Origin of the sequence: Neorhizobium fuzhouense (assembly GCF_042611105.1) — a bacterium.
GTDB lineage: Bacteria > Pseudomonadota > Alphaproteobacteria > Rhizobiales > Rhizobiaceae > Neorhizobium > Neorhizobium galegae_A.
The window spans coordinates 276,840-292,440 of sequence record NZ_JBHFFP010000003.1 but is presented as its reverse complement, the minus strand read 5'-3'; the positions used below and the strand labels follow the sequence as shown (position 1 = coordinate 292,440).

The 15,601-nt window shown below is 63.1% G+C and carries 16 protein-coding genes; 10 read left to right on the top strand and 6 right to left on the bottom strand.

Annotation, left to right across the window (positions count from 1 at the left end; translation table 11 throughout):
• Nucleotides 1–18: 18 nt before the first annotated feature.
• From ACEXP3_RS08290 to ACEXP3_RS08270, 5 genes are read left to right on the top strand one after another with little or no spacing between them, the layout of a single operon-like run.
• Nucleotides 19–1,155, top strand: coding sequence for an ABC transporter substrate-binding protein (locus ACEXP3_RS08290; RefSeq protein WP_377296805.1), 1,137 nt, complete (start codon nucleotides 19–21; stop codon nucleotides 1,153–1,155).
• Nucleotides 1,156–1,164: 9 nt separating this feature from the next.
• A complete protein-coding gene (locus ACEXP3_RS08285; RefSeq protein WP_377296804.1) occupies nucleotides 1,165–2,085 on the top strand; it encodes a branched-chain amino acid ABC transporter permease in 921 nt (306 codons plus the stop codon).
• Nucleotides 2,086–2,096: 11 nt separating this feature from the next.
• Nucleotides 2,097–3,068, top strand: a complete 972-nt coding sequence (locus tag ACEXP3_RS08280) for a branched-chain amino acid ABC transporter permease (RefSeq protein WP_377296803.1) — start codon at nucleotides 2,097–2,099, stop codon at nucleotides 3,066–3,068.
• Nucleotides 3,061–3,810: an ABC transporter ATP-binding protein gene (locus ACEXP3_RS08275; protein WP_377296802.1), complete on the top strand. Its 750-nt coding sequence runs from the start codon at nucleotides 3,061–3,063 to the stop codon at nucleotides 3,808–3,810. The genes ACEXP3_RS08280 and ACEXP3_RS08275 overlap by 8 nt, the downstream gene beginning before the upstream one ends.
• Entirely contained in the window at nucleotides 3,807–4,493 is a 687-nt protein-coding gene (locus tag ACEXP3_RS08270; RefSeq protein WP_377296907.1) for an ABC transporter ATP-binding protein, read from the top strand. The genes ACEXP3_RS08275 and ACEXP3_RS08270 overlap by 4 nt, the downstream gene beginning before the upstream one ends.
• A 53-nt stretch (nucleotides 4,494–4,546) precedes the next feature.
• Here the strand turns inward: ACEXP3_RS08270 and ACEXP3_RS08265 are convergent, their stop codons facing one another.
• The 3 genes from ACEXP3_RS08265 to ACEXP3_RS08255 are packed head-to-tail and all read right to left on the bottom strand — an operon-like array spanning nucleotide 4,547 to nucleotide 7,272.
• Nucleotides 4,547–5,761 carry a pyridoxal phosphate-dependent aminotransferase gene (locus tag ACEXP3_RS08265; protein WP_377296801.1) on the bottom strand — a complete coding sequence of 405 codons (1,215 nt, stop codon included), beginning with the start codon at nucleotides 5,759–5,761 and terminating at the stop codon, nucleotides 4,547–4,549.
• Between the two features lie 15 nt (nucleotides 5,762–5,776).
• Nucleotides 5,777–6,421: a TetR family transcriptional regulator C-terminal domain-containing protein gene (locus tag ACEXP3_RS08260; RefSeq protein ID WP_377296800.1), complete on the bottom strand. Its 645-nt coding sequence runs from the start codon at nucleotides 6,419–6,421 to the stop codon at nucleotides 5,777–5,779.
• A complete protein-coding gene (locus ACEXP3_RS08255) occupies nucleotides 6,418–7,272 on the bottom strand; it encodes a dimethylarginine dimethylaminohydrolase family protein (RefSeq protein WP_377296799.1) in 855 nt (284 codons plus the stop codon). The genes ACEXP3_RS08260 and ACEXP3_RS08255 overlap by 4 nt, the downstream gene beginning before the upstream one ends.
• 209 nt (nucleotides 7,273–7,481) lie before the next feature.
• Here ACEXP3_RS08255 and ACEXP3_RS08250 point away from each other — a divergent pair, with 209 nt between their 5' ends.
• The 4 genes from ACEXP3_RS08250 to ACEXP3_RS08235 all read left to right on the top strand — a co-directional run bounded on the left by ACEXP3_RS08250 (nucleotide 7,482) and on the right by ACEXP3_RS08235 (nucleotide 10,693).
• Entirely contained in the window at nucleotides 7,482–8,255 is a 774-nt protein-coding gene (locus ACEXP3_RS08250) for an ABC transporter ATP-binding protein (RefSeq protein ID WP_210105398.1), read from the top strand.
• Between the two features lie 41 nt (nucleotides 8,256–8,296).
• Nucleotides 8,297–9,079 (top strand): transporter substrate-binding domain-containing protein, encoded by a 783-nt coding sequence (locus ACEXP3_RS08245; RefSeq protein WP_210105399.1) that lies wholly within the window; start codon nucleotides 8,297–8,299, stop codon nucleotides 9,077–9,079.
• A gap of 82 nt (nucleotides 9,080–9,161) precedes the next feature.
• The gene (locus ACEXP3_RS08240) at nucleotides 9,162–9,881 is read left to right on the top strand and encodes an ABC transporter permease (RefSeq protein WP_377296798.1); all 720 of its coding nucleotides are present in this window, start codon (nucleotides 9,162–9,164) and stop codon (nucleotides 9,879–9,881) included.
• The gene (locus ACEXP3_RS08235; protein WP_377296906.1) at nucleotides 9,878–10,693 is read left to right on the top strand and encodes an ABC transporter permease subunit; all 816 of its coding nucleotides are present in this window, start codon (nucleotides 9,878–9,880) and stop codon (nucleotides 10,691–10,693) included. Before ACEXP3_RS08240 ends, ACEXP3_RS08235 begins: the two co-directional genes overlap by 4 nt.
• A gap of 136 nt (nucleotides 10,694–10,829) precedes the next feature.
• Here ACEXP3_RS08235 and ACEXP3_RS08230 read toward each other — a convergent pair whose 3' ends face one another.
• The gene (locus tag ACEXP3_RS08230) at nucleotides 10,830–12,191 is read right to left on the bottom strand and encodes an LLM class flavin-dependent oxidoreductase (RefSeq protein ID WP_377296797.1); all 1,362 of its coding nucleotides are present in this window, start codon (nucleotides 12,189–12,191) and stop codon (nucleotides 10,830–10,832) included.
• Nucleotides 12,192–12,295: 104 nt separating this feature from the next.
• Here ACEXP3_RS08230 and ACEXP3_RS08225 point away from each other — a divergent pair, with 104 nt between their 5' ends.
• Nucleotides 12,296–12,886, top strand: a complete 591-nt coding sequence (locus ACEXP3_RS08225) for a helix-turn-helix domain-containing protein (protein ID WP_377296796.1) — start codon at nucleotides 12,296–12,298, stop codon at nucleotides 12,884–12,886.
• Nucleotides 12,887–13,019: 133 nt separating this feature from the next.
• On the opposite strand, the gene cydB is transcribed toward ACEXP3_RS08225, so the two are convergent.
• Complete coding sequence (gene cydB / locus ACEXP3_RS08220) at nucleotides 13,020–14,024, bottom strand: cytochrome d ubiquinol oxidase subunit II (RefSeq protein WP_377296795.1); 1,005 nt, start codon at nucleotides 14,022–14,024, stop codon at nucleotides 13,020–13,022.
• On the bottom strand, nucleotides 14,014–15,465 hold the full coding sequence (locus tag ACEXP3_RS08215; RefSeq protein ID WP_377296794.1) for a cytochrome ubiquinol oxidase subunit I: 1,452 nt from the start codon (nucleotides 15,463–15,465) through the stop codon (nucleotides 14,014–14,016). The genes cydB and ACEXP3_RS08215 overlap by 11 nt, the downstream gene beginning before the upstream one ends.
• Between the last annotated feature and the right edge of the window lie 136 nt (nucleotides 15,466–15,601).

Here is a 15,601-nt window from a genome sequence, read left to right as displayed (position 1 = left end):
AGAACGGGAGTGCATGACATGAAGACTTTCCTGAAAGCCGCCACCCTTGCGCTGTCGCTCGGGGCATCGAGCCTTGCCATGGCAGAGCCGGTCAAGATCGGCCTCATCACCACGCTGTCGGGGGGCGGTGCAGGTCTCGGCCTTGATACGCGCGACGGCTTCATGCTGGCCATCAAGCAGTCCGGCAACAAGGACGTGACGGTGATCACCGAAGACGACGCGCAGAAGCCGGAACTGGCCGTGCAGATCGCCGACAAGATGATCCAGAGCGAAGACGTCGATATCCTGACCGGCATCGTCTGGTCGAACCTTCTGATGGCGGTGGTGCCGGGTGCCGTGGCGCAGGGCAAGATCTACGTGTCCACCAATGCCGCACCGGCAGCGCTTGCCGGCGAAAAATGCGATCCGCTCTATTTCAACGCGGCCTACCAGAACGACAACCTTCATGAAGCCATGGGCGAATATGCCAACAAGGGCTACAAGAAGATGTTCATCATGGCGCCCAACTATCCGGCCGGCAAGGATTCGCTGACCGGCTTCAAGCGCTACTTCAAGGGCACTGTGGCGAACGAAGTCTATACCCAGGTCGGCCAGACCGACTATGCCGCGGAAATCGCCCAGATCCGTGCCTCCGGCGCCGATGGCGTCTTCGCCTTCCTGCCTGGCGGCATGGGCATTGCCTTCATGAAGCAATATGCGCAGTCCGGCGTCAAAATCCCGGTCATGGGCCCCGGCTTCTCGTTCAGCCAGGACGTGCTGCCGGCCATCGGCGATGCAGCCCTTGGCGCCAAGGCGTCGGGCCAGTGGGCAAAGGATCTCGACAACGAGGCCAACAAGAAGTTCGTCCCGGCCTTCCAGAAGGAATACGGTCGCCTGCCGTCGATCTATGCCGTGCAGGCCTATGATGCGGCCCAGCTGATCCTGTCTGCCGCGTCCAAGGCAAGCGTCAAGGATACGGCTGCCTTCACCGCCGAATTGAAGAAGGCCGACATCCAGTCGCCGCGCGGCAAGTTCAAGTTCAACACCAACCGTCACCCGATCCAGGATATCTACGTGACGGAAGTGGTGAAGGACGGCGGCGTGCTGACCAACAAGATCATCGAAAAGATCTTCACCGATCATGGCGATGCCTACGCCCAGGCCTGCAAGAAGTAAGGGCTGTTCGTGACCTTTGCGCTTGCAATCGAGCAGCTGCTGAACGGTGTTCAGCTCGGCGTCATGCTCTTTCTCATGGCCGCCGGGCTGACGCTGATCTTCGGCGTCATGGGCCTGATCAATCTGGCCCACGGCTCGCTCTACATGGTGGGCGCCTTTGCCTGCGCAACCGTGGCCGCCTTCACCGGATCGTTCTGGCTTGGCCTTGTCGCAAGCCTTGCAGCATCTGCGGCGGCCGGCGCCCTCATCGAAATCACGGTGATCCGCAGGCTCTATGCCCGCGATCACCTTGATCAGGTGCTGGCGACGTTTGCACTCATTCTCATTTTTTCGGAGGGCATGCGCTGGCTGTTCGGCTCGTTCCCGCTCTATCTCGATATCCCGCCGCTGCTTGAGGGCGCCGTCGCGCTGCCGGGCGGGGCACAATATCCGCTCTACCGGCTGGCCATCATCCTCGCCGGCGCGCTTGTCGCCCTTGGCCTCTATGGGCTGATTTCCCGCACACGGCTTGGCATGCGCATCCGCGCCGGCGAAAGCGACCGTGAGATGATTGCCGCCCTCGGCGTCGATATCCGCACACTCTACACGCTGGTCTTTGCTCTCGGCGCGGCTCTTGCGGGTTTTGCCGGTGGCATGGTCGGCGCGCTGCAATCGGTGCAGGTCGGCATGGGTGAACCAGTGCTGATCCTTGCCTTCGTCGTCATCGTCATCGGCGGCATCGGCTCGATCAAGGGGGCTCTCATCGGCGCGCTTCTGGTCGGCGTCGTCGATACGATGGGCCGGCTGCTTCTGCCGCAGGTGTTGTCGCTGATGGTTCCCCCGGCGCAGGCGGGTCTTATCGGCGGGGCGCTTGCCTCCATGCTCATCTATATCCTGATGGCGGTCATCCTTGCGGTCAAACCGCGCGGCCTGTTTCCGGCGCAGGCATGAGGAGTGTTCTGATGAGCCGCGAAACCGTCCTCAATCTCGTGCTGGCCTTGGCGCTTCTGGCTGTGCCTTACATCGCGCAGGCCGCCGGCCAGCCCTTCACCATCACGCTTGCCACCCGCATCGCGATCCTCGCGCTTGCCGCAACCGGGCTCAATATCGCGCTTGGCCTTGGTGGTCTCGTTTCCTTTGGCCATGCGGCCTTCTTCGGCGTCGGCGGCTATGTGGCCGGCATCCTGTCCTCGCATGCCTTTTCCGGCGATCCGATGCTGTTCGGCCTGTCCGGTTCCAAGCAGATGCTAGTCGTCTGGCTGGTCGCCATGGGGACGGCCGGGCTTCTGGGGCTGGCCATCGGCGCGATCAGCCTTCGCACGTCGGGCGTCTACTTCATCATGATCACGCTCGCCTTTGCGCAGATGGTCTATTATTTCGCCATCTCCTGGCCGGCCTATGGCGGCGAGGACGGGTTGTCGATTGTCGTCCGCAACCAGTTCCCCGGCGTCAACACCATGCGGCCGATGAACTTTTTCCTGATCTGTTACGGTGTGCTTCTGGTCGGCATCGTGCTGTCGGCACTCATCCGTTCGTCGCGGTTCGGGGCAGCGCTTCAGGCCGTGCGTCAGAACGATGTGCGCGTGGCCGCCGTCGGCATTTCGCCGATGCCGATCCGGCTCACCGCCTTCGTGATCTCCGCGATGCTGACGGCAGTCGCCGGCGCGCTCTATGCCGATCTCAACCGCTTCGTCAGTCCCTCCATGCTCTCCTGGCACATGTCGGGCGAACTCATCGTGCTGATCATTCTGGGCGGTACCGGCCGACTGATGGGACCGGTGGCGGGGGCAGCGCTCTATGTCATCTTCGAACACCTGCTCGGCGGATTGACGGAACGCTGGCAGTTCTTCCTCGGCCTCATCCTGCTGGCAACCGTGCTCTTTGCGCGCGGCGGGCTGATCGGTCTCGTTGCCGGAAAGGTGCGTCATGGCTGATCCGGTCCTTTCCATCCAGAACCTCCACAAGAGCTTTGGCGCGCTGAAGGCGACCGATGGCGTCAGCATCGATCTTCACCCCGGCGAAATCCATGCGCTGATCGGCCCGAACGGGGCGGGCAAGTCGACCCTGATCCACCAGATCTGCGGCACGGTGAAGCCCGATTCCGGAACGATCACGCTGGCAGGCAGCGAGATCGGCCGTCTGCCGGTGGCCGAACGCGCCCGGCTGGGGCTTGGCCGCACGTTTCAGATTTCGTCGCTCGCCGGTGAATTTTCCGCCCTGCGCAATGTCATGCTGGCGGTTCAGGCCGGGCAGGGCTCGAGCTTTGCCTTCTTCAAGCCGGTGATGCGCGATCGCTCGCTCACCGATGCCGCCATGAACCGGCTGGAGCGGGTGGGGCTTGCGGCGCGTGCCCATGTGCCGGCATCCGAGCTGTCCCATGGCGAGAAACGCCAGCTGGAAATCGCCATTGCGCTGGCGCTCGATGTGAAGGCCTTCCTGCTCGACGAGCCGATGGCCGGCATGGGGCCGGAAGGCTCCAAGGTGCTGACCGGCTTTCTCGACAGCCTGCGCCAGGAGGCGCCGATCCTGCTGGTGGAGCATGACATGGATGCCGTCTTTGCGCTGGCCGACCGGATTTCGGTTCTGGTCTATGGTCGGGTGATCGCGACCGGCACGGTGAACGAGATCCGCAACGATCCGGCCGTGCGTCAGGCCTATCTCGGAGATCACGCCTGATGCTGCTCGATGTCAAGGATATCGCCACCTTCTATGGCGCAAGCCAGGCCCTGTTCGGCGTGAACCTTCACATCGCCGAAGGCGAGGTCGTGGCCCTGATGGGGCGTAACGGCATGGGCAAATCGACCACCATCAAATCGATCTGCAACCTGATGCCGCCGAAATCGGGCGAGGTGCGGTTCGATGGCGCAACGACCGGGCGCCTGCCGCCGCACAAGGTCGCGCGCCTCGGCATTGGGCTTGTGCCGGAAGGCCGCCGCTGCTTTCCGAACCTCACGGTCTACGAGAACCTGGTTGCCGCTGCACGGCCGGGCCGCTGGACGCTGGAGCGGGTCAACGACCTCTTTCCCCGCCTTGCCGAACGGCGCGACCAGATGGCGCGCTCACTGTCGGGCGGTGAGCAGCAGATGCTGGCGGTCGGCCGCGCGCTGATGACCAATCCGCGCCTCTTGATCCTCGACGAAGCGACCGAAGGTCTCGCCCCCGTCATCCGTCAGGACATCTGGCGGGCGATCCGCACCCTGAAGGGCGACGGACTGTCGATCCTGGTGGTCGACAAGACGTTGTCGGAACTTTTGCCGGTGGCCGATCGCTGCGTCGTGCTGGAAAACGGCAAGACGGTGTGGGCCGGACCGCCGGACGGGCTGACGCCGGATCTGCAGGATCGTTATCTCGGTGTGTAGAAATGCGGCTCTGGCGTCGGGGCGCAAGAGCCGCACTTTCATGAGAAAGGACGTCAGGCGCCCAGTGGGGTGGAGGTCGTCTTCTGGTCTGCCGGCAGTGCCGCGAGCCGCCCGGCAAGCACCGCCATGCGCTTGACGGCCTCTTCCAGCACCTCGTCGGGCACTGTGAGCGAAATGCGGATGAAGCCGGCCGCCTGGTGGCCGAAGGAGGAGCCGGGCATGACCGCGACCTTTTCCGTCTGCAGCAGTTCCAGCGCATAATCGGCGCCGGATAGCCCCGTTGCCGTCACGTCCACCACCACGAACATGCCGCCTTCCGGCATCATCGGCTTCAAGAGATTGCTGCCGGAGAGCGTATCGCGGACGATTCCGGCGCGGCGCTCGTAGTTGGCGCGCATGATGCCGGCCGTCTCGAAGGGCTTGGACAGCGCCAGCGCCGTCATGTCGGAAATGAAGGGCTGGACACCGAACAGCATGGTTTCCGACACCGGCAGCAGCCGTTCGCAAAATTCCTCCGGGCCTGCCGCCCAGCCGCTGCGAAAGCCGGGTGCTGCATGCGACTTCGAAATGGAGGACACGACGATGGTGCGCTCGGCAAGCTCGGCCATGTCGAAGGGCGAGGCGAAATCCTCGCCGAAGATCAGCTGTTCATAGACCTCGTCGCAGACGATCCAGAGATCGTGCTTGCGGCAGATCTTTCCGATGGCGGCAATTTCCGCCTCGCTCAGCACGGCGCCCGTCGGATTGTGCGGCGTGTTCAAAAGCAGCACGCGCGCTTCCGGCGTGATCGCCCGCTCCAGATCCTCTGCCTGCATATGGAAGCGGTTTTCCGGGCGAAGCGGCACGGGGATGAAATGCGCGCCGGTGGAGGCAATTACGCCCTCATAGGTCGCGTAAAGCGGATCGCCGACCAGTACGCCGTCGCCGGCTTCCACCAGCCCGGTCATCACGGCATAGAGCGCGGTCTGCGTGCCGGGAAAACAAAGAAAATTCTTTTCCGTCACGCCCGGCCGGCGCTTTTGATATTTTTCCACCAGCGCCTTCAGGACCGGCGGTTCGCCGCGGCCGTTGGAATAGCGGGTGCGGCCGGCATGCATGGCGCGGGCGCATTCGGCCAGAAGCTCCGGGTCCGGCGGCAGGTCCGGCTCGCCGATGGTGAGTTCAATGATTGGTTCGCCGGCAGCCTTCATGCGGCGCGCCTGCAAATGAAGGGCCCAGCGGCCGGAACCGAGATCGGCCAGGCGGTCGGTGATGGAAGCGTAGCGCACAGAAAAATCTCCAGTTCAGGTGCGGATGGGAGCGACGAGATCGCCGGGGTTGAGGCCCAGCAGCCGCTCGACCGAGAGGATGGCGGTATCGGCGAGTTCATGATCGTGAAACATGTCGGACACCAGCGTTCCCTCCAGCCACAACCCGTCGATCAAGCCGTTCAATGCAATCGCATGGTGGCGGCATGTATCGGCAGCCAGCGGCTTTCCCTGTTCCTCGAAAAAGGCCTGCAGCAGATCCTGCAGCACTGACAGGAAGGCGACGTAATTTTCGCGGTGAATGGCGGCAAAGGCCGGCTCAACGCGGATATGGCCGATGAAGGCGGCCCAGAGCGACAGCATGCGCGCATCGGTGACGGGCGGCGTGAGGTTGCCGACGATGAAGCGGATCAGCCTGTCACGCGCCGTGCCGGGGCTATCGGCCGCGGCAAAGGCGGGCGCGCTCATCATCCGCATCACCTCGCGATAGGCGTCCTGCATCATCAGGTCCTTGCTTGCGAAGTAATGGCGGATGAGACCGCCGGTCACGCCGGCGCGGGTGGCGATCTGGCGCACGGTGGCACCCTGGATGCCAAGCTCGGCAATACAGTCGAGCGTCGCGGTGATCAGATCCTCGCGCCGCTCGGCCTCTGGGGCCCGATGAAAGGTCCGCCGGTTCACGCCGCCTGCCGAAGGATCGGGCGGGTGAGGCAGGTCGGGCCGCCCTCGCAGGCGATGCAGAGCGCATCCGCCTCGAAGGTGGTCACGGTGCAGCCATGGGCTTCCATGGCAACCTTGGTCGCCGGAAAACCATCGACCATGATCACCTGTCCGGGGCTCGTCGGCAGCACGTTGAGATTGAGGCCGTTGCTTGCGGCGAAATCGGCTTCCGGCGCATGGATCAGCGTATAGCCGCGCTCTTTCAGCATCAGATAGAATGCGGCCGGCATCAGCGGTGCGTGGACGAGCGCCATGGTTTCGGAAAGCGGGCTGATCACCGACATCAGGTGCAGGCAGGCCTCTTCGCCCTGCCAGAGCGGCAGGTCATAGCCGAGAACCGTGACGCCGATCGGGCCGAGAATGGCCTGCAATTGTTCGATGCCCGACTGGTTGCTGCGCACGCCGCGCCCGACGGCGAGCGTCTTGTCATCCACCCAGACGCAATCGCCGCCTTCCACCGTGCCTGGCGCCTCGATGGTGCCGAGGATCGGAATGCCGGCCTCGCGATAGGCCTTGGCATGCAGCGCCGGTTCGCCGGCGCGCAAGGCCTTGCCCATGCGCAGGATCACGGCGCCCTTGTCGGTCATCAGCGAAGGGTCATGCGTGAACATGGAATCGGCAAGCCCGTCGCCATCGTCTTCCACCCAGAGAATTTCGGCGCCGGAGGCTGCCACGAGACCGGCAAACTGCGCATGCTGTGCAATCGCCTTTTCCGCCTCGAAGCCGGGGCCGTAATGCCATTCCCGGGCATTGGCGGCGCGAAGGCTGGCGCCCGGGCGGCGCATCAGCACGCGCGCAAGCGTCGTTGACATGGCCTGGCAGCCGTATCCGTTCATGAATAACCTCGATGAGTTCGGGATGAAAACCTTGGACTGCCCTTATTATACGCTTGAGTAATTTTTAGACAAGTGCAAAACTAAGTCCTGATCATGCGGCGCCAGCACCGCGCAAGAAGAACAACATGCTGGGGGAATAGTCGGCAGAGCAGACCGGGCGATGAACGTCCGGCGGTGAAGGTAACATGGCGGAAACGGCGCAAGCCATTGAAGTGAAAAACCTTTTTAAGCGCTTTGGTCCGCTTGAGGTTTTAAAGGGTGTTTCTCTGAGTGCAAATCAGGGTGATGTGATTGCCCTGATCGGCGGCAGCGGGTCGGGCAAATCCACATTTTTGCGTTGCATCAATCTCCTGGAATTGCCGACCTCCGGTGAAGTGTCCATCCACGGCGAAACCATCCAGATGAAGAAGGATGGCCATGGCGGTCTCTTGCCGGCCAACCGTCGCCAGGTTCAGCGCATCCGCACCAAACTCGGCATGGTATTTCAGAGCTTCAACCTGTGGCAGCACATGACCGTTCTGCAGAATGTCATTGAAGTGCCGGTGCATGTGCTCGGGCAGCCGCGCGATGAGGCGATTGCGACCGCCGAGACGCTGCTTCGCCGCGTCGGCCTTTACGAGAAGCGCGATGCCTATCCGGCCTTCATGTCCGGTGGCCAGCAGCAGCGTGCAGCCATTGCCCGCGCACTTGCCATCCAGCCGCTGGTGATGCTCTTCGACGAGCCGACATCCGCGCTCGATCCCGAGCTGGTCGGCGAAGTTCTCTCCGTCATCGGCGATCTGGCGCGCGAAAAGCGCACGATGATCCTGGTGACCCATGAAATGGCCTTTGCCCGCCAGGTGGCCAACCATGTGGTGTTCCTGCATGGAGGCCATATCGAGGAGCAGGGTTCGCCGGAGGCAATCTTCGAGAACCCGCAGTCGGAGCGCCTGAAGAAGTTCATCAGCTCCATCCACTAACAAGAACCAAAAACGCAAAGCATCACCGAAAGGGGAAAATCATGAAAGATCTGCTCAAGGCCACCGCAATTGCGCTTGCCGTCAGCGCTGCAGCCTTCGGCTCGGCTGCCGCCCAGGAATTGAAGATCGGCGTTGCCGCGGAACCCTATCCGCCCTTTTCCTCGCCGGATGCGAGCGGCAAGTGGGTCGGCTGGGAAATCGACTTCATCGATGCGCTGTGCGCCGAAGCCAAGGAAAAATGTGTCGTCACCCCGGTTGCCTGGGATGGCATCATTCCGGCGCTGACCTCCAAGAAGATCGATGCCATCATCGGCTCCATGTCGATCACGGCAGAACGCGAAAAGACGATCGCCTTCTCGGACAAGTATTACAACACGCCGGCGACCGTCATCGGTCCGAAGAGCGAGAAGTTCACCGCCACGCCGGAAGGCCTGAAGGGCAAGATCCTCGGCGTCCAGGTGTCCACCGTCTCGGCTGACTATGCCAAGAAGTATTTTGCGCCGGTCGTTTCCGAGATCAAGGAATACCAGACTCAGGACGAGGCAAACCAGGATCTGGCCGCCGGCCGCATCGATGCCACCCAGGCTGACCTCATTACGCTGCAGGCGTTCCTCGACAGCGAGCAGGGCAAGGCCTGCTGCGAATCCAAGGGCAATGTGAAGGACGATCCGGAAATTCTCGGCACCGGGATCGGCATCGGCCTTCGCAAGGAAGATACGGCGCTGAAGGACAAGTTCAACGCCGCCATCAAGGCCGTGCGCGCTAATGGCACCTACGACAAGATCTCCAAGAAGTATTTCGCCTTCGACATCTACGGCAATTAAGCCGACAGAGATCCGTTCGTCCGGCCCCGCACGTTTGTGTGTCGGGCCGGACGTGCCTCTCCGGCTCTGAAAGCGCCTCTTCATGGACGCCACTCTCAAACTTCTCTCGCTCTGGTCTCCGGGCTGGGGCGGCGTACTCCTGACCGGTCTTCTCCACTCGCTGCAGGTGGCGTTCGGCGGATATCTGCTTGGCCTCCTCATCGGCACCGGCGGCGCGGCCGGCAAGCTGTGGGGCGGGCCGATCCTGCGCGATCTCCTGGAAGTCTATACGACCGTCGTGCGCGGCGTACCGGAACTCGTGCTCATCCTCATTCTCTATTACGCCGGCACCGATGCGGTGAACCATCTGACGGCGCTGATTGGGCTGCCGTCCATCGATATCAGCGGTCTTGCCGCCGGCATTTTCGTCATCGGCGTGGTGCAGGGGGCCTATTCGACCGAGGTGCTGCGCGGCGCGATCCTGTCCGTCCCCCAGGGGCAGCTTGAGGCGGCGCGCGCCTATGGCATGTCGCCGCTTCTGTCGCTGCGGCGCATCACGCTGCCGGCGATGTTACCCTATGCGCTGCCGGGTCTGTCCAACCTCTGGATGATCGCCACCAAGGATACCGCGCTGCTGGCCGTCGTCGGCTTTGCCGAACTGACGCTGGTCACGCGCCAGGCGGCCGGCACGACGAAGGCCTACCTCACCTTTTTCCTCGCTGCCGGTGCGCTTTATCTCGCTGTCACGCTCATCTCCAACCTGCTGATCGGCCTTCTGGAAAAACGCGCCCGCCGCGGCCTTGTCCGTCAGGGAGGCGCCTGATGAGCGAGGCCCAAAGCCCGGCCGCCTATGTGGCGCCTAAGGCGCGCAGCCTGTTTGAGCCGCATCGCCTGTTTCTCATGGCGGTTGCCGCCGTGCTGGTGTTCTGCGTGGCCTGGTTCATGCGCTGGGACTGGCTGCCGCGCTATCAGGAACGGCTGATCTACGGCATTGGCGAAACGCTGCTGATGTTGTTTTCCACTGCCATCGTCGGCTTCCTGTTTGCCGTGCCGCTCGGTCTCGTGCAGGTGACGGGGCCAAAGCCGCTGGCCTGGGCGGCGAGCGGCTTCTGCACGCTGATCCGTGGCACGCCGCTTCTTTTGCAGCTCTGGCTGCTTTATTACGGGCTCGGCTCGCTGTTTGCGCAATATCCGGAAATCCGCTCCTCTTTCCTCTGGCCCTATCTGCGCCAGGCCTGGCCCTATGGTTTTGCCGCGCTTATGATTTCCTTTGCCGCCTATGAGGGCGAGGTGATGCGCGGCGCCTTTGCCGGCGTGCCGCGCGGAGAGCTGGAAGCGGCGCGCGCCTATGGCATGGGTCCGTTCACGCTGTTTCGCCGCATCTGGTTGCCGCGCGCCATTCACCGCGCGCTGCCGACACTGACCGGCGAGACGGTGCTGCAGCTCAAATCGACCCCGCTTGTGGCGACGGTCACGGTGGTGGATGTCTACGCCATCATTTCGCGCGTGCGCCAGGAAACCTTCCTGACCTATGAGCCGCTGCTGCTTCTGGCGCTCATCTATCTCTGCCTCACCGGCATTCTGGTCTTTGCCTTCCGGCAGCTGGAAAACCGTATCCCGACCAGGGGCGCCTGAAGCCGCGTTTCAGGCGGCCCACGTCCGGCGGTGCAGCCACAGCATGGCCGCAGCGCTGGGTGCCGGGAATACAAGCCGGAATCTCCAGAAGCATTTTCCAGGGCCGAGGCGCTGCTCGCCCTCCTGCCGCACCCGGTCAGGATGTCTTTCTGCGGTGGCTTGCGCCCACGTGCCGGTCCGGCAGGCGCGGCGTTCCAAACAGCTTTTGCCGCATCGGACCTTCAGCATAATGGGTCTTGTAGGCTCCGCGCTCCTGCAGGATCGGCACGATGAGATCGATGATGTCGTCAAAACATTCCGGAACGACGGTGCGCGACAGGTTGAACCCGTCAATGCCGGCCTGTTCGCTCCACGCGATCAACCGCCCGGCAATATCATCGGCGGCACCCACCATCGGGGCCTGCCGGCTGCCCAGTACCATCTGCTGAAGCAGCTTGCGGCGCGTCCATTGCGGGCCGGCTGCGCGGGTCATTGCCTCGACATTGGAGGTAATGGCATTGCTTTTGCCGGTCTCGATCGGCTCGTCCGGATCGTATTTTGAAAAGTCGATACCCAGGGAGGCCGCGGCGTGCACGAGGGCTGCCTCCGAGCTGACATAGCGCCTGTAGTCCTCGAACTTTTCGCGCGCCTCGGCTTCGGTGCGGCCGGTGACGATGGTGGCGCCCATGAACACCTTGATATCATCCGCCTGTCGGCCGGCATCGACCGCATTTTTGCGGATGTCTTCGACGATCGCCTTCACGCCGTCGATCTTCTGGCCGTTGACGAAGACGCATTCGGCATGCGTTGCGGCAAATTTTCGCCCGCGCGGCGAAGAGCCTGCCTGGTAAAGCACCGGCGTGCGCTGCGGCGAGGGGGCGGTGAGATGCATCGCCTCCAGCCTGTATTGCCGGCCCTGATGGTCGATCCTGTGGACCTTGGCGGGGTCGGCATAGAGGCCGGCGTCCCGGTCAAACACCACCGCGTCGTCCTCCCAGCTTTCCTCCCACAGGCGATACACGATCTCCATGTATTCATCGGCCAGATCGTAGCGGTCGTCATGCGCCATCTGGCCCGCAAGACCGTGGGCACGCGCGGCACTGTCCAGGTAGCCGGTGACGATGTTCCAGCCGATGCGTCCCTGTGTGAGGTGATCGAGCGTCGACAGGCGTCGGGCAAACAGGAAGGGCGGCTCGTAGGTGAGGTTTGCCGTCACCCCGAAGCCGAGATGCGTGGTGACGGCGGCCATGGCCGGCACCAGCATCATCGGGTCATTGACCGGCACCTGCACCGCTCCCCGGATGGCCGCATCGGCGCTTGCGCCCAGCACATCGTAGACACCCGACACATCGGCAAGGAAAATGCCGTCGAACAGGCCTGCCTCCAGCCGCTTGGCGTAATCCATCCAGTAGGTGATCTCATGATAGCGGTACGACTGGTCGCGCGGGTGCCGCCACAGACCCTGCTGAATATGGCCGACCGTGTTCATGTCGAAGGCGTTGAAGCGGATTTCGCGCATTATTCCCCTCCGGCTTTCCCGGTTAAATGGTTTGCAGCCCGCCAGCTGTTTCGTATAGGATTTCTGTCGTCCACTATAAGAGACGATTTTAAGGAAATGCAAGAATGGGCGGCGAGGATCTTCCGGCAGCGTCTGGCGCCTTTATTCTGAGCGGGCAGGCGATTGCCGAGCGCCTGCGGATCGAGCGGGAAAATCGCGGCTGGTCGCTGTCGGATCTGGCCGAGCGCTCCGGTGTCTCCAAGGCCATGATCAGCAAGATCGAGCGCTGTGAGGCAAGCCCGACAGCCACGGTTCTCGGCCGCCTCTCCGGCGCCTTCGGCCTGCCGCTCTCGGTGCTGCTGGCGCTTGCCGAGCGCGCCGACGACCGCCTCTCGCGCATGAGCGACCAGCCGGTCTGGACGGATCCCGAAACCGGCTATACGCGCCGGGCGGTGTCGGTTCCAAATGGCGGGCTTCTGGAACTGATCGAGGTGACGCTGCCGGCTGGCGTGCGCATTCCCTATCCGGCGTCTGCCTTTGCCTTCCAGCGCCAGCAGATCTGGCTTCTGTCAGGACAGCTGGATTTTTCTGAGGGCGAGACGCTCCACCATCTGGCGCCGGGGGATTGTCTGGAGCTTGGTCCGCCCAGCGCCTGCGTGTTCTTCAATCCGGGTGCCGAGCCATCGCGGTATCTCGTGGCGCTGACACGGCGTTAACCCTTCACGACGGCCGGGGCGGCTCACGCCCCGAGCCACAGCTTGATGATCAGCCCGACGAGGGCGACGCTGAGAACGCCGGCCGCCCAGAGTGCCACGAACCAGCCGATCTGCCGGGCCATCTTCGATGCCATCAGTGGTATCCCTCTTCCGGGTTCACCTTGCCGCGAAACACCCAATAGGCATAGGCCGTATAGGCAAGGATGGCGGGCACCAGCACGGCTGCACCCACCAGCAGGAAGGCAAGGCTCTTGTCGGGCCCTGCGGCATCCCAGATCGTGACCGACGTCGGCACGATATAGGGATAAAAGCTGATGCCTATGCCGGCATAGGCCAGCACGAAAAGCCCGAGTGCCGCCAGGAACGGCCGGCTGTCATGCTTCGTCTTCAGCCCGTTCAGCAGTACCATGAGGCAGCCGATCACCAGAAGCGGGACGATGACGCTGAAGATCGCGGTCGGATAGCGAAACCAGCGGTCGAGATAGTCGGGCTTGAGGAAGGGCGTCCACAGGCTGACGCATGCCATGGCAAGGACGGTGAGAAGCGCGGTTGCAAAGGCAAAGCGCCGGGCGCGCGCGGCCAGATCCCCGCTCGTGCGCATCACCAGCCATGTTGCGCCGAGAAGCGCATAGCCGACGAGAACCGCAAAGCCGGTTGCGATGGAAAAGGGCGTCAGCCAGTCCCACCAGCCGCCGGCATAGGCGCGGTTTACCACCGGAATGCCCTGCACCAGCGCGCCGAGCGCCACGCCCTGGCAGAAGGCGGCGACGGTGGAGCCGCCGGCAAAGGCTCCGTCCCAAAGCCGTTCGGCCCGTTTCGAGCGCCAGCGGTATTCGAAGGCGACACCGCGGAAGATCAGCGCCAGCAGCATGGCAATGAGCGGGGCGTAAAGGGCCGGCAGGATGGTGGCATAGGCGAGCGGAAAGACGGCAAGCAGGCCTCCACCGCCGAGCACCAGCCAGGTCTCGTTGCCATCCCAGACGGGTGCTACCGAGTTCATCATCACATCGCGATCATGCTTGGCATCGAAAAACGGAAACAGGATGCCGACGCCGAGATCGAAACCGTCAAGGATGACATAGGCCAGCACCGCAAAGGCAATGATGGCCGCCCAGATGAAGGGAAGATCAAGCGCCATGGTGGGCACCTCCATGAGAATGGGCATGAGAAACTGAATGGGCTGCGTGACCGTCCGCAAGGCCGGAGGCCGGCGTGATGCCGGCCGTGCGGATCGGCCCCTGGCCGAGATGGCCGTCTGGGTCACGCGGCAACCTGCCCATCAGCCGCAGGATGTAGAATGTACCCGCGCCGAAGACGAGAAAATAGACGATGACGAAGGCAATCAGCGAGGAGGCGACGGCCGGTGCCGAAACGGGCGATATCGACTGCGCCGTCAGCAACTGGCCATAGACCGTGTAGGGTTGGCGGCCGACTTCCGTGGTGATCCAGCCGGCGAGTACGGCGACGAAACCGGCGGGGCCCATGACGACAGCCAGCCGATGCAGCCCGCTTGCCTGGTAAAGCGTGTGCCGGAACCGACAGTAGAGGCTCCAGAGCCCAAGTCCCAGCATGGCAAAGCCGAGCCCGACCATGACGCGGAAGGACCAGAAGACCACGGTGACCGGCGGCTCCAGCTCGTCCGGCACCGTGTCGAGGCCCGCAAGCGGCGCGTTGAGATCGTGCTTGAGGATCAGGCTCGACAGTTTCGGGATCTCGACCGCATAGTCGATCCGCTTCTCCTGCGGGTTCGGAAGACCGAAGAGAATGAGCGGTGCGCCATCCGGATGGCTATCATAATGGCCTTCCATCGCCATGACCTTCACCGGCTGGTGCTCCAGCGTGTTGAGACCATGCGCGTCACCGGCAAGGATCTGCAGGGGGGCGACGACGGAAATCATGCCCATCGCCATGGAAAACATCGTGCCGGCGCGAAGCGGCGCGGTGCGGCGGAGCAGGTGATAACCGCCGACCGCGCCAACGACGAGCGCCGTGGTGAGATAGGCCGCCATCACCATATGGACGAAGCGATAGGGGAAGGACGGGTTGAAGATCACCGCCCACCAGTCCACCGGCACGAACTGGCCGACATCGTTGACGGCAAAGCCCGCTGGCGTCTGCATCCACGAATTGACCGCCAGGATCCAGATCGCCGACATCAGCGTGCCGAGCGCCACCATCAGGGTTGCAAAGAAATGCAGGGCCGGACCGACGCGCTTGCGGCCGAACAGCATGACACCCAGGAAGCCGGCCTCGAGGAAAAAGGCCGACAGCACCTCATAGCCCATCAGCGGGCCGATGACCGGGCCAGCCTTGTCGGAAAACACGCTCCAGTTCGTGCCGAACTGGTAGGACATCACGATGCCGGAGACGACGCCCATGCCAAAGGCCATGGCGAAGATGGTTTTCCAGAAGTCGAACAGCTCGATGTAGACGGGTTTCTTCGTCCAGAGGTGCAGGCCCTCCAGCACGGCAAGATAGCTTGCAAGCCCGATGGAGAAGGCCGGAAAGATGATGTGGAAGGAAACGGTGAAGGCGAACTGTATTCGCGCCAGCATCGTGGCATCGAAATTGTCAAACATGGGGGCACTCGCTCTTTGTCCGACCCCGTGGCTGCGGGGCGCTGGTAAAGGCAGTCTCGGGGCATCTGCTGCGCTGCACAATGCGTAGCGTTGCCGCAGCCGGGCGGATCCGCGCAGGCAAAGTGTCACACCCCCA